This window comes from Ruegeria sp. HKCCD6157, assembly GCF_013110685.1.
GTDB lineage: Bacteria > Pseudomonadota > Alphaproteobacteria > Rhodobacterales > Rhodobacteraceae > Ruegeria.
In genome coordinates this window covers 1454512-1475681 of record NZ_WVRB01000001.1, presented here as the reverse complement: position 1 = coordinate 1475681, position 21170 = coordinate 1454512, and the positions used below count along the sequence as shown (strand labels likewise).

General features: G+C 57.4%; 21 protein-coding genes. 8 read left to right on the top strand and 13 right to left on the bottom strand.

Annotation, left to right across the window (positions count from 1 at the left end):
- From phoB to GS612_RS06980, 10 genes are all read right to left on the bottom strand, one after another.
- On the bottom strand, nucleotides 1–690 hold the full coding sequence (gene phoB / locus GS612_RS07025) for a phosphate regulon transcriptional regulator PhoB (protein ID WP_152457978.1): 690 nt from the start codon (nucleotides 688–690) through the stop codon (nucleotides 1–3).
- 12 nt (nucleotides 691–702) lie between these two features.
- Nucleotides 703–1404, bottom strand: coding sequence for a phosphate signaling complex protein PhoU (gene phoU / locus GS612_RS07020; RefSeq protein WP_171115921.1), 702 nt, complete (start codon nucleotides 1402–1404; stop codon nucleotides 703–705).
- Nucleotides 1405–1420: 16 nt separating this feature from the next.
- Nucleotides 1421–2218 carry a phosphate ABC transporter ATP-binding protein PstB gene (gene pstB, locus GS612_RS07015; RefSeq protein WP_152457980.1) on the bottom strand — a complete coding sequence of 266 codons (798 nt, stop codon included), beginning with the start codon at nucleotides 2216–2218 and terminating at the stop codon, nucleotides 1421–1423.
- Between the two features lie 12 nt (nucleotides 2219–2230).
- Entirely contained in the window at nucleotides 2231–3562 is a 1332-nt protein-coding gene (gene pstA / locus GS612_RS07010) for a phosphate ABC transporter permease PstA (protein ID WP_171639497.1), read from the bottom strand.
- Nucleotides 3559–5031 (bottom strand): phosphate ABC transporter permease subunit PstC, encoded by a 1473-nt coding sequence (gene pstC, locus GS612_RS07005; protein ID WP_171639496.1) that lies wholly within the window; start codon nucleotides 5029–5031, stop codon nucleotides 3559–3561. Before pstC ends, pstA begins: the two co-directional genes overlap by 4 nt.
- 92 nt (nucleotides 5032–5123) lie before the next feature.
- Complete coding sequence (locus GS612_RS07000) at nucleotides 5124–6164, bottom strand: substrate-binding domain-containing protein (RefSeq protein WP_171639495.1); 1041 nt, start codon at nucleotides 6162–6164, stop codon at nucleotides 5124–5126.
- A 194-nt stretch (nucleotides 6165–6358) separates the two neighbouring features.
- The gene (locus GS612_RS06995; RefSeq protein WP_171639494.1) at nucleotides 6359–7399 is read right to left on the bottom strand and encodes a cell wall metabolism sensor histidine kinase WalK; all 1041 of its coding nucleotides are present in this window, start codon (nucleotides 7397–7399) and stop codon (nucleotides 6359–6361) included.
- 27 nt (nucleotides 7400–7426) lie between these two features.
- The gene (locus GS612_RS06990) at nucleotides 7427–7951 is read right to left on the bottom strand and encodes a gamma carbonic anhydrase family protein (RefSeq protein WP_171639493.1); all 525 of its coding nucleotides are present in this window, start codon (nucleotides 7949–7951) and stop codon (nucleotides 7427–7429) included.
- Nucleotides 7948–8589: a guanylate kinase gene (gene gmk, locus GS612_RS06985; RefSeq protein WP_171639492.1), complete on the bottom strand. Its 642-nt coding sequence runs from the start codon at nucleotides 8587–8589 to the stop codon at nucleotides 7948–7950. Before gmk ends, GS612_RS06990 begins: the two co-directional genes overlap by 4 nt.
- A 17-nt stretch (nucleotides 8590–8606) precedes the next feature.
- The gene (locus GS612_RS06980; RefSeq protein ID WP_171639491.1) at nucleotides 8607–9497 is read right to left on the bottom strand and encodes a YicC/YloC family endoribonuclease; all 891 of its coding nucleotides are present in this window, start codon (nucleotides 9495–9497) and stop codon (nucleotides 8607–8609) included.
- Nucleotides 9498–9742: 245 nt separating this feature from the next.
- Between GS612_RS06980 and GS612_RS06975 the strand changes: the two genes are divergently transcribed.
- Nucleotides 9743–10417 carry a PAS domain-containing protein gene (locus tag GS612_RS06975; RefSeq protein WP_171639490.1) on the top strand — a complete coding sequence of 225 codons (675 nt, stop codon included), beginning with the start codon at nucleotides 9743–9745 and terminating at the stop codon, nucleotides 10415–10417.
- A gap of 68 nt (nucleotides 10418–10485) precedes the next feature.
- Here GS612_RS06975 and GS612_RS06970 read toward each other — a convergent pair whose 3' ends face one another.
- Entirely contained in the window at nucleotides 10486–11856 is a 1371-nt protein-coding gene (locus tag GS612_RS06970; protein WP_171115908.1) for a class II 3-deoxy-7-phosphoheptulonate synthase, read from the bottom strand.
- Nucleotides 11857–12025: 169 nt separating this feature from the next.
- On the opposite strand from GS612_RS06970, the gene GS612_RS06965 reads away from it, so the two are divergent.
- A complete protein-coding gene (locus tag GS612_RS06965; protein ID WP_171168156.1) occupies nucleotides 12026–13030 on the top strand; it encodes a GlxA family transcriptional regulator in 1005 nt (334 codons plus the stop codon).
- Nucleotides 13031–13039: 9 nt separating this feature from the next.
- Here GS612_RS06965 and GS612_RS06960 read toward each other — a convergent pair whose 3' ends face one another.
- A complete protein-coding gene (locus GS612_RS06960) occupies nucleotides 13040–13567 on the bottom strand; it encodes a GNAT family N-acetyltransferase (protein WP_171639489.1) in 528 nt (175 codons plus the stop codon).
- 96 nt (nucleotides 13568–13663) lie between these two features.
- On the bottom strand, nucleotides 13664–14761 hold the full coding sequence (locus tag GS612_RS06955; protein ID WP_171639488.1) for a PQQ-dependent sugar dehydrogenase: 1098 nt from the start codon (nucleotides 14759–14761) through the stop codon (nucleotides 13664–13666).
- Nucleotides 14762–14914: 153 nt separating this feature from the next.
- Between GS612_RS06955 and GS612_RS06950 the strand changes: the two genes are divergently transcribed.
- The 6 genes from GS612_RS06950 (at nucleotide 14915) to GS612_RS06925 (ending at nucleotide 21024) form a co-directional block, all read left to right on the top strand.
- Entirely contained in the window at nucleotides 14915–16096 is a 1182-nt protein-coding gene (locus tag GS612_RS06950; protein WP_152457993.1) for an ABC transporter substrate-binding protein, read from the top strand.
- Between the two features lie 125 nt (nucleotides 16097–16221).
- A complete protein-coding gene (locus tag GS612_RS06945) occupies nucleotides 16222–17010 on the top strand; it encodes an ABC transporter ATP-binding protein (RefSeq protein WP_152457994.1) in 789 nt (262 codons plus the stop codon).
- On the top strand, nucleotides 17007–17837 hold the full coding sequence (locus GS612_RS06940) for an ABC transporter ATP-binding protein (RefSeq protein ID WP_171204766.1): 831 nt from the start codon (nucleotides 17007–17009) through the stop codon (nucleotides 17835–17837). Before GS612_RS06945 ends, GS612_RS06940 begins: the two co-directional genes overlap by 4 nt.
- A gap of 327 nt (nucleotides 17838–18164) precedes the next feature.
- The gene (locus tag GS612_RS06935) at nucleotides 18165–18494 is read left to right on the top strand and encodes a hypothetical protein (RefSeq protein WP_171639487.1); all 330 of its coding nucleotides are present in this window, start codon (nucleotides 18165–18167) and stop codon (nucleotides 18492–18494) included.
- A 209-nt stretch (nucleotides 18495–18703) separates the two neighbouring features.
- On the top strand, nucleotides 18704–19714 hold the full coding sequence (locus GS612_RS06930) for a branched-chain amino acid ABC transporter permease (RefSeq protein ID WP_152457997.1): 1011 nt from the start codon (nucleotides 18704–18706) through the stop codon (nucleotides 19712–19714).
- Nucleotides 19711–21024: a branched-chain amino acid ABC transporter permease gene (locus GS612_RS06925; protein WP_171639486.1), complete on the top strand. Its 1314-nt coding sequence runs from the start codon at nucleotides 19711–19713 to the stop codon at nucleotides 21022–21024. The genes GS612_RS06930 and GS612_RS06925 overlap by 4 nt, the downstream gene beginning before the upstream one ends.
- Nucleotides 21025–21170: the final 146 nt, after the last annotated feature.

Genomic DNA, 21170 nt, shown 5'->3' with positions numbered 1-21170 from the left:
TTATCCCAAGGCGTATCCAGCGCCGCGGACGGTTCGTACTGGATCGGTCCCACCATATTGCGTCAAAGCTTTGCGCAATCGCCCGATATGCACATCAACGGTTCGGGTATCGACATAGATGTCGCGACCCCAAACCCGGTCCAGCAATTGCTCGCGGCTCCAGACCCTGCCCGGCTTTTCCATGAATGTGCTTAGAAGACGGAACTCGGTCGGCCCGAGTTTTAGGGGTTTGTTGTCCCGGCTGACCTTGTGCGTCTCGGAGTCAAGAATGATGTCATCGAATTCCAGGCGCAAACCAACGGTCGAAGGACGGACGCGGCGCAATTGCGTGCGAACGCGCGCCATAAGCTCGACCACGGAATATGGCTTGACCACGTAATCATCCGCGCCGGTCTCAAGACCGCGAACTTTGTCGACTTCCTCGGTCCGGGCCGACAACATGATAATCGGGATTGAACGCGTGTCTGGGCGGCTTTTCAGGCGTCGGCAGACTTCGATTCCGCTCAGATTGGGCATCATCCAGTCCAGAACAATGATGTCCGGGCAGTCTTCGTCTACCAACAGCATGGCTTCTTCGCCGTTGCCAGCCTTGGAAACCCGAAACCCTTCAGCTTCCAGGTTGTAGGCCAAAACCTCACGCTGGGCCATTTCATCCTCTACAACCAAAACGGTAGGTTGATCTGCGGACATCTCGCTCGTCTCCTACACGGTTTGCGACGTGTTGTCAGCCTTGGGCCGGGCTTCGGCCGGGCGGTCGCCGGTTACCAGATACACGACCTGTTCAGCGATCGAGGTTACGTGATCGCCCATGCGTTCGATGTTCTTGGCGATGAAATGCAGGTGCATGCAGGCCGAGATATTGCGCGGGTCTTCGGCCATGAAAGTCAGAAACTCCCGGAACAGGCCGTTATACATCTGGTCAACCTCTTCATCGCGGTTGATGACGTCTGTGGCCAGTTCCGCATCGCGCTGAATGTAGGCATCCAGCGCATCACGCAGCATCCGTTCGACCTCGCGTGCCATACGGCGCAGGGCCGCAGCGCTTCCGTTGATCTCGCTGGCATTGACCAGAACCGTGGTTCGTTTGGCGATATTCTTGGCATAGTCGCCAATGCGCTCAAGGTTGCCGGATACCTTCAGAACCGACAGGATCAGACGCAAGTCACTGGCCGTGGGTGCCCGCAGCGCAATCAACCTGGCCGTTTCTTCGTTGATCAGTTCTTCAAGCGCGTCGATGGCTTTGTCGCCTTTTCGCACCTCTTGCGCCAACTCTTCATCACGGGTTTCCAGCGAGCGGGCCGCGCCTATGATGGCGGCCTCGACCAGCCCGCCCATCTTCATGATATGCGCTTGGATCGCCTCGAGGTCGCGATCAAAAGCAGTTGCAATATGTTGTTCGCTCATTGTCAGATACCTGTGCTTAGCCGATACGGCCTGTAATGTAGCTTTCCGTGCGCGGATCTATCGGATTGGTAAAGATCTGGCCGGTTTCACCGAATTCAACCAGATTGCCCAAGTGGAAGAAGGCCGTTTTCTGACTGACCCGTGCCGCCTGCTGCATCGAGTGGGTGACGATCACAACAGAAAACCGCGACCTCAGTTCATCGATCAACTCTTCGACCTGTGCGGTCGCAATCGGATCAAGAGCCGAACACGGCTCGTCCATCAACAGAACTTCGGGTTCGGTGGCGACGGCCCGGGCGATGCACAAACGCTGCTGCTGGCCGCCGGAAAGGCCGGTGCCCGGTGCATCCAGACGATCCTTGACCTCATCCCAGATCGCGCCGCGGCGCAGGGATTTTTCCACGATTTCATCCAGTTCCGCCTTGTTGCGGGCCATGCCGTGAATGCGCGGGCCATAGGCCACGTTGTCATAGATCGATTTCGGGAACGGGTTGGGTTTTTGAAACACCATTCCGACCTTGGCGCGCAACTGGACAGGATCGACACGCTTGTCATAGATGTCTTCACCATCCAGCAGGATGTCGCCTTCGACGCGGCAGATATCGATGGTGTCATTCATTCGGTTCAGGCAGCGCAGGAAGGTGGACTTGCCACAACCAGATGGCCCGATGAAGGCCGTGACAGTCTTGTCTTCGATCTCAACGCTCACGTCCTTGATGGCATGGGTTTCACCGTAGAAAACCTGTACGTTCTTGGCGTTGATCTTGATGTCTTTGGAGTCCACGGTTCTCTCCACTCGTGTCATGTCGTTCATTCCAGCCCCCATTTACCAGCGACGTTCAAAGCGGCGGCGCAGGATGATTGCGATAATGTTCATGGTCAGCAGGAAGATCAAAAGGATGATGATCCCGCCCCAGGCTTTTTCGTAAAAACCCACATCGGCGCGTGCTGCCCAGGTGTAGATCTGTGCCGGCATGGCTGAATTCGGCTCGGTAAAGCCTGCAAGAAAGCCGTCGGGATATCCGCGTGCGACAAACCCCACCATGCCGATCAGCAAAAGAGGTGCGGTTTCACCCAAGGCTTGCGCCAGACCGATGATGGTACCTGTCAGAATGCCCGGCGCAGCCAGCGGCAACACGTGGTGAAACACCGCCTGCATTTTCGACGCCCCTACCCCAAGTGCCGCGTCGCGGATCGACGGAGGCACCGCCTTCAAAGACGCGCGGGTCGAGATGATGATCGTCGGAAGCGTCATCAGGGTCAGAACCAGACCACCGACCAGCGGTGCCGATTGCGGCAGATGCATGAACTGAATGAAAACGGCCAGCCCCAGAATACCGAAGACGATGGACGGAACCGCAGCCAGGTTCGAAATGTTCACTTCGATCAGATCAGTCAACTTGTTCTGTGGCGCAAATTCTTCAAGATAGATCGAAGCTGCAACGCCAATCGGCAGAGACAGACACAGAACGACCAGCATCATGAAGAATGATCCCACAACTGAGACACCGATGCCTGCGCCGCCGGGGTTGTCCACGCCTGCGTCCGCTCCGGTGATGAAGGGCCAGTTAAATGCCTGCCTGATGATGCCGGCCTGTTCCAGCGCATCGACCAGATCCAGATCGCTTTTTTGCAGAAACCGGCTGTCCTGTATCGTGTCGCGGGATACGCGGCCTTTGAAATACCCGTCCACCCGGCTGGATGCTGCCAGATCGAATTTGACCGGTTGACCCAGCTTGTCCGGGTTTTCGGTGTAAAAGGTCCGAATCGTGCCGCCGACTTTACCCAAAAGACGCTCGATCGCGGCCTCATCAAAATCAACGCTGATTCCGCGTTCAGCAAGTTCACTGTTCAACTGGGCGACGAACAGGTTGGAATAGACTTTTGTCTTGAACAGGGCCCCTTCGGCCTCGTCCCGCTGCGGTTCGGTCAGTGTGAAATCAATGCTGACGACCGTGCGTTGGAAGGCCGGAATCCCCTGCGACAGGATCGAAGCGAACAGAACAACCAAAAAGAACAGACCGGTTGCGATTGCGGCGATGCCATAAGCACGGAACCGTTTCTCGGCCTTGGCACGTTTCTTCGTGCGTTCATCCGAAGCCGTGAGCGAGATCGTATGGCGACCAGATTGGGGGCTTTGCATACTGGTGTCGGTCATTCGTACTGCTCCCGGTACTTGCGCACGATATACAGGGCACACACGTTGAGCCCCAAGGTGAGAATGAAAAGGGTCATACCAAGCGCGAAGGCGACCAGCGCCTCGGGCGAGGCAAAGTCGGCGTCCCCCGTCAACTGGCTGACGATCTTGGCTGTCACGGTTGTCATGGCTTCGAACGGGTTCAGGCTGAGGCGGGCCGCGGCCCCTGCCCCAAGAACCACGATCATGGTCTCGCCGATGGCGCGCGATGCCGCCAGAAGGATCGCGCCGACGATTCCGGGCAACGCGGCGGGCAGAACGACCTGACGGATGGTTTCGGATTGCGTGGCGCCAAGACCGTAGGAACCGTCGCGCATGGCCTGCGGCACCGCGTTGATGATGTCGTCAGACAGAGATGAAACAAACGGGATCAACATGATCCCCATCACCAGACCAGCAGTCATGACGGCGGTGCCGGCTTTCATCCAGCCCAGGCCACTTTCACCAAAAACATCCAACAGCAGCGGGCCGACGGTCAACAAAGCGAAGAGACCGTAAACGATGGTCGGAATCCCCGCCAGCACCTCAAGCAGCGGCTTGGCGATAGACCGCAAGCGGGGCGAAGCGTATTCGCTGAGATAGATCGCGGCGAACAACCCGATCGGCACCGCAACCAGCAATGCCACGACAGAGATGTAGAGCGTCCCCCAAAGCAGCGGCAGGATCCCGAGTTCGGACAACCCGCCGCGGCCCGAAAAGCTGGGCGCCCAGGTCATGCCGAAAAAGAAATCTGACGCCGGGTACAGTTTGAAGAATTCCCAGGTGTTGAACACAAGAGACAGGACAATGCCTACCGTTGTCAGGATTGCAACCGACGCGGCCGCCAGAAGCAGGACACGAACCCCCTGTTCCACAACGTTGCGCGCACGGTATTCGGCGTTGGTTTGCAACCAGCCCGCTACGGCACCGATCAAGGCAACCGCGACAACTGCAATGGACATGATCGCATACCCGGTCGAGCTCATGGCGCGATAGCGCTGCGCGGCACGCAATACCGGTTGAGTGATGTCCGAGGTCACCACCTGCCCCGCGTCCTTCAAAAGCTGGGTGATCTCGGCGATATTTGCATCGGCATCACTGGCGGCGTTCTCGGTCAGGTTTCCTTGCGCAACCGCATTGTCCAGCCCGGCGGCGGTGCGGCGTACTTCGGCCATCACCAGGCTGCGGGAGGAACCTTCCTTTATCACGGAGTCCGGTATCATGTCCGACACCTGCGCATTGAGGAAGAAAGGCTGCGCCAACAGCCACACGATCAAGAGACCGAAGGCCGGAACAAGTGTCTTCAGCGCAACGTTTGCGCCGTAAAAGGATGGCAGGGAATGCAGATTCCGACTGTCACCACCTGCGTTTTGCAGTGCGCGTGTGCGTCCCAACAGATAGCCGACAGCCGCGATCGCCGAAACGATCAGAAAGAGCCAAAGTATCGGCATGACACCCCCATTGCCTTCGATTGCGAGTAGTAAAAAGACAGTGAAGGGGCGACTGATCCGTCGCCCCTATTTGCGTTAAACTGACGTCAGGCTTAGCTGCCCGAACCCATGGTGACTTCGTTGGCGATTGCGTCCTGAGTTTTTGCCAGTTCAGGATCGGCGACCAAGCCATAGTTGGCAAGCGGGCCCGAGGGACCGGCGATTTCGTCATGGGTGAAGAACTGCGCGTATTCCTTCAGGCCCGGGATCACGCCGATATGAGCTTTCTTCACGTAGAAGAACAGTGGGCGGGAAACCGGATATTCGCCGGTCGAGATGGTTTCGGTCGACGGTGCGACACCCGACATGGTGGCAACCTTCAACTTGTCGGTGTTGTTCTCGTAGAACGCCAGACCAAACACGCCGATACCGTTGGGGTTGGTGTCGATACGCGCCAGGGTTTCGGTATAGTCACCGTCGATATCGACCGATTTGCCATCGGTGCGTACTGCCAGACAGGCATCTTCAGCGTCGTCTTCGCTCATGCCGCCCGCGATCATGGCTTCCATGGCGCCGGTTTCTTCACAGCCGATCAGCAGAACTTTTTCTTCGAACACTTCACGGGTGCCGTGCTTGGTGCCCGGGATGAAGCTTGCGATTTCAACATCGGGCAGTTCCGGGTTGAACTCGGCCCAGGTGTTGTACGGGTTGTCAACGATCTGACCGTCTTTCAGAACTTTTGCACCCAGAGCGTTGAAAATGTCGGACGGTTCGAACGCGGTGAAGGCAGGCCCGGTCTGCTGGCTAGCGAATACGATGCCGTCATAACCGATGCGGACTTCCATGATGTCGGTCACACCGTTTTCGGCGCAGGCTTTGATCTCTTTTTCACGGATCGCGCGCGACGCGTTTGCAACGTCGATGGTGTTTTCGCCAACGCCTTCGCAGAAACGCTTCAGACCAGCCGACGAACCGCCGGATTCAACAACCGGAGTTGGAAAGTCTGTGTTTTCACCGAACAGTTCGGCTACGATCGAGGCATAAGGCAGAACGGTCGACGAACCGGCGATCTGAACGTTGTCACGCGCCGCAGCAGTGGTCGCCGAGACGGCAGCGATAGCCAGCGCAGATGCCGACAGTTTTACAAAGGACATTTCAGTCTCCCTGAAAAGGTGTACTTGATCACCACCATGATGATCCTGCGGGGACCCCTATGGGGCGTGCGTAAGCCTTTTGTGACACATGCGTAACGGTTTTATGACAGCAGGGCATTTTTTTGCGTTTGACCCCTGGAACAGCCAATGCCCCGTGGGGTCAGATTAAAAGCAAACTTGCATTCCAAGTTGTTTCAACGGGGCAAAATGACCGTAAAAACAGAACCTTTTCCCAATTCGCTTTCGACACGAAGTCTTCCACGATGGCGATTGACGATGTGCTTCACGATCGCAAGGCCAAGCCCGGTTCCACCCAGCTGCCGCGACCTGTGGCTGTCGGCGCGATAGAATCGCTCTGTCAGGCGCGGCAGGTGAACGGCATCTATGCCGGGCCCTTTGTCTATGAACTGGATTCGGACAGCCGGGCCGCGCATCGCCGGATCCCTGTCCGCCGGCAGGACACGTACCGTAACACTACCGCCACTGGCGCCATACTTGATCCCGTTCTCGATGAGATTGGTGAAAACCTGTCGCAACTGGTCGCTGTCACCGGTGACTGAAAGCGGACCGTTTTTCACATCCAGCGACAAAACCACGCCAGCATCCTCCGCAAGGGGCCGCAGCGAGTTTATTGTGGATTGAAGAAGACCGGTAAGTTCCAGCTGTTGCTTGGGTCGAACACGTTCTTCGCTTTCGACCCGGTTCAACGACAACAGATCCCCGACCAGACGGTTCATCCGGTTGGCCTCATCGGCCATGATCTTGAGGAACCGGTCACGCGCGGCGGGGTCATCCCGGGCCGGACCGCGCAGGGTTTCGATAAACCCCATCAAGGCAGTCAACGGCGTGCGCAATTCATGGCTGACATTGGCCACGAAATCCCGCCGCATCTGGCTGGCATGCTCCAGATGGGTGGTATCCTGAAACGTGACCATGACGGCCCCTTCGGAAGCGACCCCGTTCATGTATCTGCATTCAACTGTGTATGTTGTGTCCTGCGCACCGTCATTGGACAGATGACGTGCTTTCTTTGCGCTTCTGCTTGCCAGGCTTTGCTCGATCGCGTCCAGAACCTGCGGCTGTCGCAATATGGTCGCAAAATGACGTCCAACGATGTTCTGGCCCAGGAGGGACGTTGCATCCGTGTTCGCGGCAATGATCCGTTCGGTCTGATCCACCATCAGCGCCGGCAGAGGGATCGCAAGAACAATGTCCTCAAGAACGTCTTCGGTCATGGTTCAAAACCCACTCATTCCGCCACGTCAAAGCGCAGGTTTCAGGGATTCGCGGAATTTGCGCATGTTTTCCTGATAGTGCAGCGCACTGAACGTGATCCTTTGGGCTGCGGCCTCATCCAGCTGACGCACGACCTTGCCCGGCGATCCCATGACAAGCGAATTGTCGGGGATTTCCTTGCCCTCGGTGATCAGGGCCCCTGCTCCGATCAGACAGTTCCGGCCGATCTTTGCGCCGTTCAAAACGATTGCGCCCATTCCGACCAACGTGTTTTCGCCTATGGTGCAGCCATGCAGCATCACCTTGTGCCCGATGGTGCAATTTCGACCAATCGTCAGGGGAAAGCCGGCGTCGATATGCATCACGCAGTTTTCCTGAACGTTGCTGCCCTCGCCGATCCGGATTTCTTCGTGATCCGCGCGAATCGTGCAGCCGAACCAGACCGAGGCCCCCTGCTCCAGCACAACCTTGCCAATCAGATTGGCATCGGGCGCGACCCAGGTGTCCTCGTGAATGTGCGGAGCGTGCTCGCCCAAAGCGTAAATGGTCATGACAGTCCCTCGAATTCGCTCTGCAACTTGCGGACGTGCTGTTGCAACCTGGGTTGCTGAATGCGGCGCATCCGTTCCGCGCTGACGATGGTTTTCAGCTTTTCTTCGGTTGCCTCGAGGTCGTCGTTGATCAGAACGTAGTCGTAGTAGCCCCAGTGACTGATTTCATCCCAGCTTTTGAGCATCCGACGGGCGATGACGTCATCACTGTCCTGCCCGCGCGTTTCCAGCCGGCGGCGCAGCTCGGGGATGGACGGCGGCAGAATGAAGATCGACAAAGCGTGTTTGCCCAGATCCGAATTTCGGATCTGCACCTCGCCCTGCCAGTCGACGTCGAACAATACGTCCTTACCGGCATTGATCGAATTTTTGACCGGCTCGGCAGGCGAGCCATAGAAGTTTCCGAATACATGGGCGTGTTCCAGCATCTGCCCATCAGCGACCTGCTGTTTGAACTCGTCCTCGGACAGAAAGAAATACTCGCGCCCATGCTCTTCCCCGGGGCGTGGGGCGCGGGTCGTCGCCGAGATCGAGAATTCCAGATCCGTATCCCAGGCCATCAGCCGTCTGGCCAGGGTCGATTTGCCCGCTCCGGACGGAGAAGACAGGATGATTAGTAGGCCTCGGCGGTCCGCCATGTCAGTCGTTCCCATTCTTATTCCACATTCTGCACTTGCTCGCGCATCTGATCGATCACCGCTTTCAGTTCCAGCCCGACCGATGTCAGGTCCGAGCTTTGCGCCTTGGAACACAGCGTGTTGGCTTCGCGATTGAACTCTTGCATCAGGAAATCCAGCTTGCGACCCACGGCCCCGTCCTGCGCCAACAATTCACGAGCGGCCGCCACATGCGCGGTCAGGCGATCGATTTCTTCGGTGATATCCGCCTTGACCGCGATCATCGCCAGCTCTTGCGCGACACGATCGGGATCCGCGCCCTGCGCATTCTCCAGCACCCGCGCGAGATTCTCGCGCAGCCCCTCGGTCATCTTGTCCTTGCGCTGCTCGGCAATCTCTGCGGCTTGCGCCGTCAGTTCCGCGACCTGATCCAGTTGCGTGTTCAAAACCGCGGCCAAAGCTGCCCCTTCGGTTTTGCGCATATCTATGAACGCCGCCAGAAGATCTTTGAATTCGGACGTCAGATGAGCAACAAGCGGAGCCGGATCGTCGGCCTCGGTTCCTGCGTCCATCATCCCCTTGAGCGCCAAAAGATCTGACGCACGCGACGGCGCAAGCGTGATGCCGCGCGCAGCCGCCAGCGCTTCCGTTCGCTCAAGAGCCGTCAGGGCCGCAGCCATCGCGGTTTCGTTCAAGGCCAGTTCCGGGGGAGAATCCTCGCGGTTCAAGCGCATCGACAGGGTCACGTTTCCCCGGCTCAGGGATTTGGACAGGGACGCCCGCAACGCGACTTCGAGGCCGGTCAACCAGTCGGGCACGCGCAGACGCATGTCCAGCCCCTTGCCATTTACGCTGCGAAGTTCCCACGACCAACTGTGCGGGCCGAAAGTTCCCTTCCCCGAGGCAAACCCGGTCATGGATCTGATCATGATGGCCCTTTCCTGTTCCCCTGCTGTTTCGAGCATGTGCCGCACCTAATGCCATTGACTGGTGCAGAGCAAGAGTTTGCTGACGACGCAATTGTTTGGCGCAAGTTAACCATTCGTTAAAGAATTGCTCCAAAATTGAATTAACCCGAGTCAAAATGCCTATAGCAATGGTTTGCGGGCCGCAGATGCTTCCAATGTGTTGCATTTTATGAAAAAGGCGGCCAATTGACGGTAGGGTGATGAAAATGAAAACCTTTTTCGGGATAGGTTCCGGGTCAGAATTTGGAAAGATCGTCGCAATGGATCGCTTTGACAGTGGGCGCAGCCTATCGCCGATCCGCCAGGCCGAGGCGTATTGGACCGCATTGTTGAGCGGCGACAGCGTGCCGATGCGGTCTCAAATCGACCCGCGCGGTCTTGAGAATGTTCTTGAATATACTTTTATCCTGGAACGCATCGCACCCGGCCTGGCCCGTTTTCGTCTGGCAGGCAGTCATCTGAACGCGCTTGCAGGTATGGAAGTGCGGGGGATGCCGTTGACCGCGTTCTTTCAACCCGATGCCCGCGCGCAGACCAAAGATGTACTGGAACAGGTATTTGCGTCCCCCGCTGTTGCCGAATTGAGTCTGAAGTCGGGCGGGGTGTTGGGACGTACCCGGATGCAGGCCCGGATGATCCTTCTGCCGCTGAAAAGTGACCTTGGGGATGTCAGTCGTATTTTGGGGGTCATGATCGCCGATGGCGCAATCGGCAAGACACCGCGCCGGTTTACACTGACTGATACGCGGATCAAACCGGTTTCTGAAATTCAGGTACCCGCGCCCACACAGCGCCGCCCTGTGGACGGTTTTGCCGAGGAACAACGCGAATTCAAACGCTCTGCCGGCCATCTTCATCTGGTGGTGTCTCGCGACGACTGAGACCCGCCGATTGCCGTGATCAGAAACAGCGGGCCGATGGCCCGCTGTTGTCATTGTTACAGATGCGCTCAGCTTACCGCGCGTTTCGAACCGTTGCGGCGCAGGTTGGTCAACTCTTCCGCCACCAGGAACGCAAGTTCCAGCGACTGCGACGCGTTCAAGCGCGGATCGCAAGCGGTGTGGTAGCGGTCCGACAGGTCCTCTTCCGTCACGGCACGTACACCGCCGGTGCATTCGGTCACATCTAGCCCGGTCATTTCGAAATGCACGCCACCGGGGATGGTTCCCTCGGCCTGATGCACTCCGAAAAAGTCACGCACCTCGCGCAGAACAGAATCGAACGGGCGGGTTTTATAGCCCGTGGCCGATTTGATCGTGTTTCCGTGCATCGGGTCGCAGACCCAAGTGACCTTGGCACCCTCTTCCTTGACCGCCTTGATCAGACGCGGCAGATGCTCGCCCGCCTTGCCCGCACCGAAGCGCGCGATCAGGGTCAGACGCCCCTCTTCGTTGTCGGGGTTCAGCTTGGACATCAGAACTTTGAGGTCCTCGGCCGTGGTGGTCGGGCCGCATTTCAGACCGATCGGATTCAGAACCCCGCGGCAGAACTCGACATGCGCGCCGTCGGGCTGACGGGTGCGGTCGCCGATCCAGATCATGTGACCAGAGCCAGCCAGCCAGTTGCCCGAGGTGGAATCCAGACGCGTTAGTGCCTCTTCGTATTCAAGCAGCAGCCCTTCGTGGCTGGTGTAGAATTCGACGGTCGAGAATTCATGGGTTGTTTCCGCAGTGATTCCAGCGGCTTCCATGAAGTCGATGGTGTCCTGAATGCGATCGGCAACCTCGGAATATTTCTGAACGTCCTGTTCATCCGCGAAACCCAAAGTCCAGGCATGAACGCGGCTCATATCCGCGAATCCACCGGTCGAGAATGCGCGCAGCAAGTTCAGTGTCGCCGCCGCTTGCGTGTAGGCCTGCAACATCTTGTTGGGATTCGGAATCCGGGCTTCCGGCGTGAAGGCCAATTCGTTGATGATATCGCCGCGGTAGCTTGGCAGTTCCACACCATTCACGACTTCGGTCGGTGCACTGCGTGGTTTGGCAAATTGCCCGGCCATACGACCAACTTTGACCACTGGCACCTTGGCGCCATAAGTCAAAACCATGGCCATTTGCAGCATCACCTTGAAGGTGTCACGGATCGCATCAGCGCTGAATTGTTCAAAGCTTTCAGCGCAATCCCCACCTTGCAGAAGGAAGGCCTCGCCGCGCCCCGCGGCACCCAGATGCTGTTTGAGACGCCGCGCCTCGCCGGCAAAGACCAGCGGGGGATACTTTGAAAGCTGAGCCTCGACCTTGGCCAGCGCGGCCGCGTCGGTATAATCTGGCATCTGAACCCGGGGCTTGTTGCGCCAGTTCGATTTTTGCCATTCGGTCATAGCTTTGATCTCCGCTGAAGTTTTCAGGTGGTCTCTATACAAAATGCAATGAAGAGTGACCATATCCCATTTGCGCCTCTTGACGACGTAAACAAGCTTTGATCATGGTGGCTGTCAAATCTGCTGCTGGATAATCAACTGACCAGCAGCGAAGCAAGGACATCTCGCCATGCAAGAGCAACGCCAAGTTGTCACGGTGGAAGACACTGCGGCCCCACCCCGGAATTTCGTGTTTGTCCTTTTGGACAAATTTTCGCTTCTGTCCTTTGCTTCGGCGCTTGACAGTCTGCGCATCGCCAACCGCATGGCGAACAGACAGCTTTACACATGGAAGCTGATGGGAGAAGGCGGAGAGACGGTAACTTGCTCGGCTGGGACCGAGTTCAAGCTTGACAGTGATCTGGTAGAGTTGCAGCGAGACGACGTTGTTCTGATTTGCGGTGGCGTGGACGTTCAGGCGGCCACTAGCAAGCGCGTGCTGAACTGGCTGCGGCGCGAAGCCCGAAGGGGATTGCGGATCGGTGGCCTCTGCACTGCGGCCTATACTCTGGCAAAGGCCGGGTTGCTGGACAACAAGAAGGCGACGATCCACTGGGAGAACTCTGACAGTTTCATCGAGGAATTCGATGAGGTCGAACTGACCAAAGCCGTCTTTCAGATCGATGGCAGCCGCATGACGACTGCGGGCGGCACCTCGTCGATTGACCTGATGCTCAAGCTGATTGCAGATGACTATGGCGAGGATCTGGCCAACGCGGTGGCGGATCAGATGATCTATTCCTCGATTCGAACCGACCAGGACACGCAGCGCCTGTCAACTCCGACCCGAATCGGTGTGCGGCATCCGAAGTTGAGCCAGGTTATCCTAATGATGGAAAAAAACATCGAAGAGCCGATCTCGCCCTCGATCCTTGCCAAGGACGTAGGTATGTCGACCCGCCAGTTGGAGCGTCTGTTCCGCCGGTATCTCAGCCGTTCCCCCAAGCGCTATTACATGGAACTGCGCCTGCACAAGGCCCGCAACCTGCTGATGCAGACCGATATGAGCGTCATTAACGTGGCGCTGGCCTGTGGTTTCGCCTCGCCCAGCCATTTTTCAAAATGCTACCGGGCGCATTACAACACCACGCCCTATCGCGAGCGTGGTGCGCAAAGTGGAAGACTGTCAGTCTAAGGCTCAGCGTCAAAGCTCTTTGACGAAATAGTGCAAGTGCGGTCGGAGCATGGGCTGATCTTTGTAGGTTGTTGTCTCGATCGGAGAGTCCAGTTCCACAAACCCGAGCTTGGGATACAAAGATCTCATTTCCACATTTGGAGTGAGTGTATCTGCGATCAACCGCTTTAGCCCCATAGCTCTGGCGGCTTGTTCTCGTGCTTGAATCAATGCGCGCCCGACTCCGGTACCCCGAGCGTCTTCGGTTACAAATACACGTTTCAACTCGCCGGTAGACTGATCAAACCGTTTCATCATTCCACACCCCACGATTTTGCCATCGCGGTTTCTTGCGACGATCAGGCATCCGTTCGGAGGCATGTAGTCATCCGTGTTCGCCCAGAATTCCTCAAGTGCGCTTTGCGGTGCGGAAGGATCCAATTCGAACCCCATACCCTGCATTCTTTGAGCGATAAGAGCATAATATTGCTCCAAAATCATATTCAGCTCGGTTCTTGGCGGGATACTTGTGCACAATTCAATGTCGAAATCACTCATTGATATCCCCTTAACCGTGTAACCTGTTGGACAGAGTGACTGCGACGATGGAAACGCGCAAATGGAATTGTAAAGTCTGCTGGCATGCTTCGTATGTCACTGTTTGACAGACATCCTGTAAACCGCGCCCTGCCCGACTGAAATGAACCAGATCGCCCCATCCGGGGCCTGCACTATGTCACGGACCCGTTCGGTCTCGGGGCCCTTGATCTGCTCGACCTCGCGCAGCGGGTCTCCGGACAGGCGCGCGATATAGTCGAATTTCAGCGAGCCGACGAATATGTCGCCCCGCCATTCTGGAAACATGTCGCCGGAATAGACCATCAACCCCGACGGCGCGATAGACGGGTCCCAGTACAGGCGAGGCTGTTCCATACCGGGCTTGCTGGCGCCCTCGCCGATCTTCTCTCCGGAATAATGTGTGCCGTACGAGATGACCGGCCAGCCGTAATTAGCGCCAGGTTTGACAAGGTTCACCTCGTCACCGCCGCGCGCACCGTGTTCCGACACCCACAATCGGCCGCGCGCATCCAGATCGGCCCCCTGTGGGTTGCGGTGCCCATAGGTCCAGGTTTCAGGTCGGATATCTGCCTGACCGACGAAAGGATTGTCTGACGGCACCGAGCCGTCGCGGTTGATACGGATCACGGACCCTATGGCGTTCGAGCGATCCTGCGCCTGTGGCGCATCTCCTCGGTCTCCGATGGTTACAAAAAGCGTGCCGTCATTGGCTTCTACAACACGTGAGCCGAAATGCCGCCCGCCTGATCCGCCGGGGGAAGCCTCGAAAATGACCCGCAGATTCGTCAGACGCGTGCCGTTTTTAGACAGGCGCGCCACCGCGACAGCCGTGCCTGCGCCACCCTTTTGCGGTTTTGAAAAGGTCAGAAAGACCTCGCGGCTTTGATTGAAATCGCGCGGGATCGTAACGTCCAGCAATCCGCCCTGCCCCGAAGCTACAACCTTGGGAACGCCGGATATGGCATTCGCCTCTCCGTCCTTGACATACAGCAGGTTTCCGTCCCGTTCGGTGACAAGAAAACTGCCGTCAGGCAGGATGCCGACGGCCCAAGGCGTATCCAGCCCGCCTGCCATTTCGATAAGTTCAGTTTTCCCGACCGAGGTCGACAACGCCTGTGCCAAGGCGCTTTGAGTGCAAAAAGTGAAGAACAGAATCGCGGCAGCTCTGAGCATGTTGACACTTCTCCGGACAATCTTAGGCAAACCCTAACAAAACAGATAGATTTCCGATCGATAAAAGCACGATTGCGTTAGGACTTTTCTTTTCCGGGCAGCTTGCCTAGGTTCGTGGCCAGAACGAATACGTTCACAATAGGGAGTAACCATATGAAAAAGCTGCTTACAGCAACTGCAGCATCCGCTTTGCTGGCCGGACCTGCGCTGGCCGAAGACATTACGCTTGGTGTTTTGTTCGGATTCACCGGCCCAATTGAATCGCTGGCACCCGCAATGGGTTCGGGCGCTGAATTGGCGATGGCGGAAGTCACCGAGTCCGGAAAACTGCTGGATGGATCCAAAGTGACCGCATCGCGCGCCGACACCGGCTGCATTGATAACGGTCTGGCCACTTCGAACGGCGAACGCATGATTGCCGACGGTGTTGCCGGCATCATCGGCGGCGATTGCTCGGGCGTGACCGGTGCGATCCTTCAGAACGTCGCGATTCCGAATGGCATGGTCATGATCTCGCCCTCGGCGACCTCGCCGGGCCTGTCGACCATGGAAGACAACGGCCTGTTCTTCCGCACCGCGCCTTCAGATGCGCGCGAAGGCCAGGTGATGGCGGATATCCTGAAGGATCGCGGCATCAACTCGATCGCTCTGACCTATACCAACAACGACTACGGCAAGGGTCTGGCGGACGCGATCCAAACCTCTTTCGAGGCAGCAGGTGGTGAAGTGACCATCGTAGCAGCGCACGAGGATGGCAAGGCCGACTATTCGGCCGAAGTTGGTGCTCTGGCCTCGGCCGGTGGCGACATTCTGGTTGTTGCGGGCTATCTGGATCAGGGCGGTTTGGGCATCATCCAGTCGGCGCTGGACAGCGGTGCGTTTGACACCTTTGGCCTGCCCGGCGGCATGATCGGTGACTCGCTGCCGGCCAATGTCGGCCCCGACCTGAACGGTTCGTTCGGTCAGATCGCCGGTTCGGGCGGTGAAGGCGCCGAGAAGTATTTTGCCATGGCCGAGGCAGCAGGCTTCGACGGTTCGTCGCCCTATTCGCCCGAATCCTATGACGCTGCGGCTCTGTTCATGCTGGCCATGCAGGCTGCCGGATCGACCAATCCGGCCGACTATGGCGGCAAGATCATGGACGTTGCCAACGCTCCGGGCGAAAAGATCTATCCCGGCGAACTGGCCAAGGGTCTGGAATTGCTGGCAAACGGTCAGGACATCGACTATGTCGGTGCGTCCGGTGTCGAGCTGATCGGCCCCGGCGAAAGCGCGGGGTCCTATCGTGAGATCGAAGTGACCGACGGTGAAAACAAGACCGTCAACTTCCGTTGATTGATCGCCAAAAGCTATGAATGCAAGCAGCCCGGGCCTTGTGTCCGGGCTGTTTCAATGAAAAAAGACCGCACCCGGCAAACGGGGTCGAGACAACAGCGCCGAACAGGCGGCAAGGGGAAAAGATGATCGTCGTCGAGGACGTGCACAAGCATTTCGGCGGATTTCATGCGGTGGACGGGGCATCGCTGGAAATCCAGAAAGGGTCGATCACCGGCCTGATCGGGCCCAACGGGGCAGGAAAAACCACTCTGTTCAATGTGATCGCAGGTGTTCTGCCGCCGACCAGCGGCAAGGTGGTGATGGACGGCGAGGATATCACCGGTCTGCCCCCGCATGAATTGTTCCACAAGGGTCTGTTGCGCACGTTTCAGATTGCACATGAATTCCCGTCGATGACCTGCCGCGAAAATCTGATGATGGTGCCCGGCGCGCAATCAGGCGAGTCGCTGTGGAACACGTGGTTTGGCCGCAAACGCATCGCTGATGAAGAACGCGCGCTGAAGGCCAAGGCCGATGAGGTGCTGGAGTTTCTGACGATTGAACATCTGGCCGATCACAAGGCGGGTCAGGTCTCGGGTGGTCAGAAAAAACTGCTGGAGCTGGGCCGCACGATGATGGTGGACGCCAAGATCGTGTTTCTGGACGAGGTCGGCGCGGGTGTGAACCGCACCCTGTTGATGACCATTGCCGACACGATCCTGCGCCTGAACAAGGAGCGCGGCTATACCTTCGTCGTCATCGAACATGACATGGATTTCATCGGCAAGATCTGTGATCCGGTCATCTGCATGGCTGAAGGCAAGGTTCTGGCCGAGGGTACCTTGGACGAGATCAAGGCGAACGAGCACGTGATCGAAGCCTATCTGGGCACCGGCCTTAAGAACAAAGACAAACTGGAGGCAGGCGCGTGAGCGACAACCCCTATCAGGATGACAAGGGCAACAAGGACGCCTCGATCACCAATCCGCACGGTGTCGGCACCATGACACCGGCCCATAGAAAAAGTGGTGCGACGCATAAGGTCGAGGGCGGCCCGTTTCTGATCGGCGACACCATGACGGGTGGCTACGGCAAAGGGCCCGACATCCTGCATGATTGCACCATCGCGGTGGACAAAGGTGAAATCGCAGTCATCGTCGGCCCCAACGGTGCGGGAAAGTCTACGGCGATGAAAGCCGTGTTCGGGATGCTGGATGTCCGTTCAGGGTCTGTGCGTCTGGATGGCGAGGATATTACAAACCTCACCCCGCAGGATCGGGTTATGCGTGGCATGGGCTTTGTGCCGCAGACACAGAACATCTTTACCTCGATGACGGTGGAGGAAAACTTGGAAATGGGCGCCTTCATCCGTCGCGACGACATCAGCCAGACGATGGAGCAGGTCTATGACCTGTTCCCCATCCTCCGCGACAAGCGCAATCAGGCCGCCGGAGAGCTGTCGGGCGGACAACGCCAACAGGTTGCCGTGGGCCGCGCCTTGATGACCCAGCCCAAGGTGCTGATGCTCGACGAGCCTACGGCAGGTGTTTCGCCGATCGTGATGGATGAGTTGTTCGACCGGATCATCGAAGTGTCCCGCACCGGCCTGCCGATCCTGATGGTCGAGCAAAACGCCCGCCAGGCCTTGGAGATTGCCGACAAGGGATACGTTCTGGTTCAGGGGCGCAACGCCTATACCGGAACAGGCAAGGAACTGCTGGCCGACCCCGAGGTGCGAAAGTCGTTTTTGGGCGGCTGATCGACGCTTTTCAATGGCAGGTTTTCATGTGGGGCCAGTCGAGATTCTCGGCTGGTCCTTTTGCTTGATCGCAATGCGCAAAATTGAAGGCCAGAACATGGCAAACGGTGCTTCAAACCGAGGCTCAGGACATGAGAGCCTGTATTAGGTGTCTGAAAAATATCAATTAATCTCCTGCGGGCCGCTGCGGAAAAAGACTTTGAAAACGCGCCGAATGCCAATCTGCTGCTTTAATCAGGCCCAATTTCAAAAATATCGCTGCGCCCGAACACCTAAACCAATCCCCGAAACGCGCCCCGGTTGGGGATACAAGAATTGGAAGTCAAAATGAAAAAATGGATGATCGCCGCCCTGGTCGCACAACTGGCAACCGGTGCCGTCGCTCAGCAGCGCGAATTTGTGTGTACATCGGAAATTGATGGAACCGAGTATCGGCTGACACGGTTCGAAGGTGCGCAAAAGGGATCGGTCAAATTCGGTGACACGACCGGGGACGCGCAGGTGTTTCCGGGGCTGAACAACTTGACGTTCATCCTGACGACCGAGCAGCATGTCATGACGTTCTTCGTCAAAAGCCCGGATCTGTCCTACAACCTGTCCATCCGCCGCCCGGTTCTGCACAATGACCGCGGCCAATGCACGGAAACCGGTGCCTAGCCCCGCGATCTTTCACGATTTCGGACCGCGCCCCTCAGTGTGGCGCGGTCTTTTTCTTTGGGGAAGAACCAAGGGGCCTCTGCCAACGTGTCCGAAGCCTGCCAAGCGGCATAAAAACATGCATCAAGCCCTAAAAATCATGTTCCAAATTGTTGTGTCTTTCGTCGGCGTCGTGCCATAAAGCCGCACCCGGACAGTGAGAAGAAATAATGGATCTACTCAACGCGCTTGTTGCGCTTGCGAATTTTGTGTTGGTGCCAGCGGTCGCCTATGGCAGCCAACTGGCATTGGGTGCGCTTGGCGTGACCCTGATCTACGGCATCCTGCGGTTTTCGAACTTTGCCCATGGTGACACCATGGCCTTTGGCGCGATGGTCGCTGTACTGGTCACATGGGGGTTGCAGGCCGCCGGAATCAGCTTTGGACCGTTGCCAACCGCCCTGCTTGCCCTGCCCTTTGCCATCCTGGGCTGTATCGTGCTGGTGCTGATCACCGACAGGCTGGTCTACAAATTCTACCGTGAACAAAAGGCAAAGCCCGTTATTCTGGTGATCGTCTCCATGGGCGTGATGTTCATCATGAACGGCCTTGTCCGGTTTATCATCGGGCCGGATGACCAACGGTTCTCGGATGGGGCTCGGTTCATTGTTTCGGCACGCGATTTCAAGGCGATGACCGGTCTGCGTGAGGGTCTGGCCATCAAGACGTCGCAAGGTATCACGGTGATCGTGGCCGTTGTTGCCGTGGCGCTGCTGTTCTGGTTTCTGAACAAGACGCGCACGGGCAAGTCGATGCGGGCCTATTCGGACAATGAGGATCTGGCGCTGCTGTCAGGCATTAACCCGGAACGTGTGGTGATGATCACATGGATCATCGTTGCGGCGCTGGCCACAACTGCTGGCGTACTTTACGGGCTGGACAAAAGCTTCAAACCCTTCGTCTACTTCCAGCTTCTGCTGCCGATCTTTGCCTCGGCCATCGTGGGTGGTTTGGGCAATCCTCTGGGCGCCATCGCAGGCGGGTTTATCATCGCGTTTTCCGAAGTGACGATAACATACGCCTGGAAGAAGGTGCTGACCTATGTGTCGCCTGAAAGTCTGGCGCCGTCAGGTTTGGTCCAGCTCCTCTCGACCGATTACAAGTTCGCGGTCAGCTTTGTCATCCTGTTGATTGTGCTTTTGTTCAAGCCCACGGGACTTTTCAAGGGAAAGGCCGTATGACCGACTCTGTCAAAAACACGCTGCTGTTCGCAATTGTCGGTGGCCTGATCCTGTTGACCGGTTTCACGCAAAGCTGGAACACCGCGATCCTGATCCTGAATATGGGGCTGATTTCCGCCATCATGGCGATCGGTGTAAACCTGCAATGGGGTTTTGCCGGTCTGTTCAATGTGGGCGTGATGGGCTTTGTCGCACTGGGCGGTCTGGCCGTCGTACTGGTTTCAACGCCGCCTACGCCCGGTGCTTGGGCCGCCGGAGGTTATGGCATCGTTCTGTCTTTGCTGCTGGGCGCCGCGACAGTGGTTGCCGCCGTTCTGGTGGCAACAAAGCTGCCGAAGGGCCGTGTGCAAACCCTGACGATCATCGCCGTTCTTGTCGTGGGCTTTTTTGTCTATCGCGCGGTGTTCGATCCCAGCATTGCGGCGGTCGAGGCCATCGACCCGGCAATTGCCGGCAATATCGGAGGTTTGAATCTGCCGGTTCTGCTGGCCTGGCCGGCGGGTGGTTTGCTGGCGGCGGGTGCTGCGTGGCTGATCGGTAAAACGGCGCTGGGCCTTCGCTCGGATTATCTGGCGATTGCCACATTGGGGATCGCCGAAATCATCATCGCCGTCATGAAAAACGAAGACTGGCTGGCCCGGGGCGTCAAGAATGTCTACGGCATTCCTCGCCCGTCCCCCGTTGTGGGCTACGAAGTGGATTTGCAGAACGACCCGGCCTTTCTGGCGCGGGCAGAATGGTTGGGGTTGGACTCCGTCACCGCGTCCACCCTCTCGGTCAAACTCGGCTATTCGCTGCTGTTCATGATAGTACTTCTGGTTCTGCTCTGGATGGCACAGATGGCGCTGAAAAGCCCTTGGGGCCGGATGATGCGCGCAATCCGTGACAATGAAGTGGCGGCTGAGGCCATGGGCAAGGATGTCACCCGTCGTCATCTGCAAATATTCGTACTGGGTTCGGCCATTTGCGGTATCGCGGGTGCGATGATGACAACGCTGGACGGCCAGTTGACGCCAAGCGCCTATCAACCGCTGCGCTTTACCTTTCTGGTCTGGGTGATGGTGATCGTGGGTGGTTCGGGCAACAACTTCGGGGCCGTTCTGGGCGCATTCCTGATCTGGTTCCTGTGGGTTCAGGTTGAACCGATCGGGTTGTGGCTGATGAATGTCATTACCGCCGGCTTGCCGGACGGAAGTGCATTGAAAGCCCACCTGCTGGACAGCGCTGCGCATATGCGCCTGTTCACGATGGGTCTGATCTTGTTGATTGTTCTCAGATTCAGCCCAAGAGGGCTGATCCCAGAGAAATAGATCACTTCCACCTTCAATAAGCGAAACCGCGCCTCTCATCCGGCGCGGTTTCTTGATTCTTAACGATTTTTTGAATAAACGGACACACCGCAGTGTTTTCTTTTTGCGGTATGTCGCCGGCACTCACATCCGTCTACGCCGATCTG

Bases quoted from the DNA above. Each gene is read 5' to 3' on its own strand.
- phoU (WP_171115921.1), bottom strand. From the start codon at position 1,404: ATGAGCGAACAACATATTGCAACTGCTTTTGATCGCGACCTCGAGGCG.
- GS612_RS06975 (WP_171639490.1), top strand. From the start codon at position 9,743: ATGAAAACCTTTTTCGGGATAGGTTCCGGGTCAGAATTTGGAAAGATC.
- GS612_RS06925 (WP_171639486.1), top strand. From the start codon at position 19,711: ATGACCGACTCTGTCAAAAACACGCTGCTGTTCGCAATTGTCGGTGGC.
- GS612_RS06955 (WP_171639488.1), bottom strand. From the start codon at position 14,761: ATGCTCAGAGCTGCCGCGATTCTGTTCTTCACTTTTTGCACTCAAAGC.
- GS612_RS07000 (WP_171639495.1), bottom strand. From the start codon at position 6,164: ATGTCCTTTGTAAAACTGTCGGCATCTGCGCTGGCTATCGCTGCCGTC.
- pstB (WP_152457980.1), bottom strand. From the start codon at position 2,218: ATGAACGACATGACACGAGTGGAGAGAACCGTGGACTCCAAAGACATC.
- GS612_RS06935 (WP_171639487.1), top strand. From the start codon at position 18,165: ATGAAAAAATGGATGATCGCCGCCCTGGTCGCACAACTGGCAACCGGT.
- pstA (WP_171639497.1), bottom strand. From the start codon at position 3,562: ATGACCGACACCAGTATGCAAAGCCCCCAATCTGGTCGCCATACGATC.
- phoB (WP_152457978.1), bottom strand. From the start codon at position 690: ATGTCCGCAGATCAACCTACCGTTTTGGTTGTAGAGGATGAAATGGCC.
- GS612_RS06960 (WP_171639489.1), bottom strand. From the start codon at position 13,567: ATGAGTGATTTCGACATTGAATTGTGCACAAGTATCCCGCCAAGAACC.
- gmk (WP_171639492.1), bottom strand. From the start codon at position 8,589: ATGGCGGACCGCCGAGGCCTACTAATCATCCTGTCTTCTCCGTCCGGA.
- GS612_RS06950 (WP_152457993.1), top strand. From the start codon at position 14,915: ATGAAAAAGCTGCTTACAGCAACTGCAGCATCCGCTTTGCTGGCCGGA.
- GS612_RS06945 (WP_152457994.1), top strand. From the start codon at position 16,222: ATGATCGTCGTCGAGGACGTGCACAAGCATTTCGGCGGATTTCATGCG.
- pstC (WP_171639496.1), bottom strand. From the start codon at position 5,031: ATGCCGATACTTTGGCTCTTTCTGATCGTTTCGGCGATCGCGGCTGTC.
- GS612_RS06980 (WP_171639491.1), bottom strand. From the start codon at position 9,497: ATGATCAGATCCATGACCGGGTTTGCCTCGGGGAAGGGAACTTTCGGC.
- GS612_RS06995 (WP_171639494.1), bottom strand. From the start codon at position 7,399: ATGACCGAAGACGTTCTTGAGGACATTGTTCTTGCGATCCCTCTGCCG.
- GS612_RS06965 (WP_171168156.1), top strand. From the start codon at position 12,026: ATGCAAGAGCAACGCCAAGTTGTCACGGTGGAAGACACTGCGGCCCCA.
- GS612_RS06930 (WP_152457997.1), top strand. From the start codon at position 18,704: ATGGATCTACTCAACGCGCTTGTTGCGCTTGCGAATTTTGTGTTGGTG.
- GS612_RS06990 (WP_171639493.1), bottom strand. From the start codon at position 7,951: ATGACCATTTACGCTTTGGGCGAGCACGCTCCGCACATTCACGAGGAC.
- GS612_RS06970 (WP_171115908.1), bottom strand. From the start codon at position 11,856: ATGACCGAATGGCAAAAATCGAACTGGCGCAACAAGCCCCGGGTTCAG.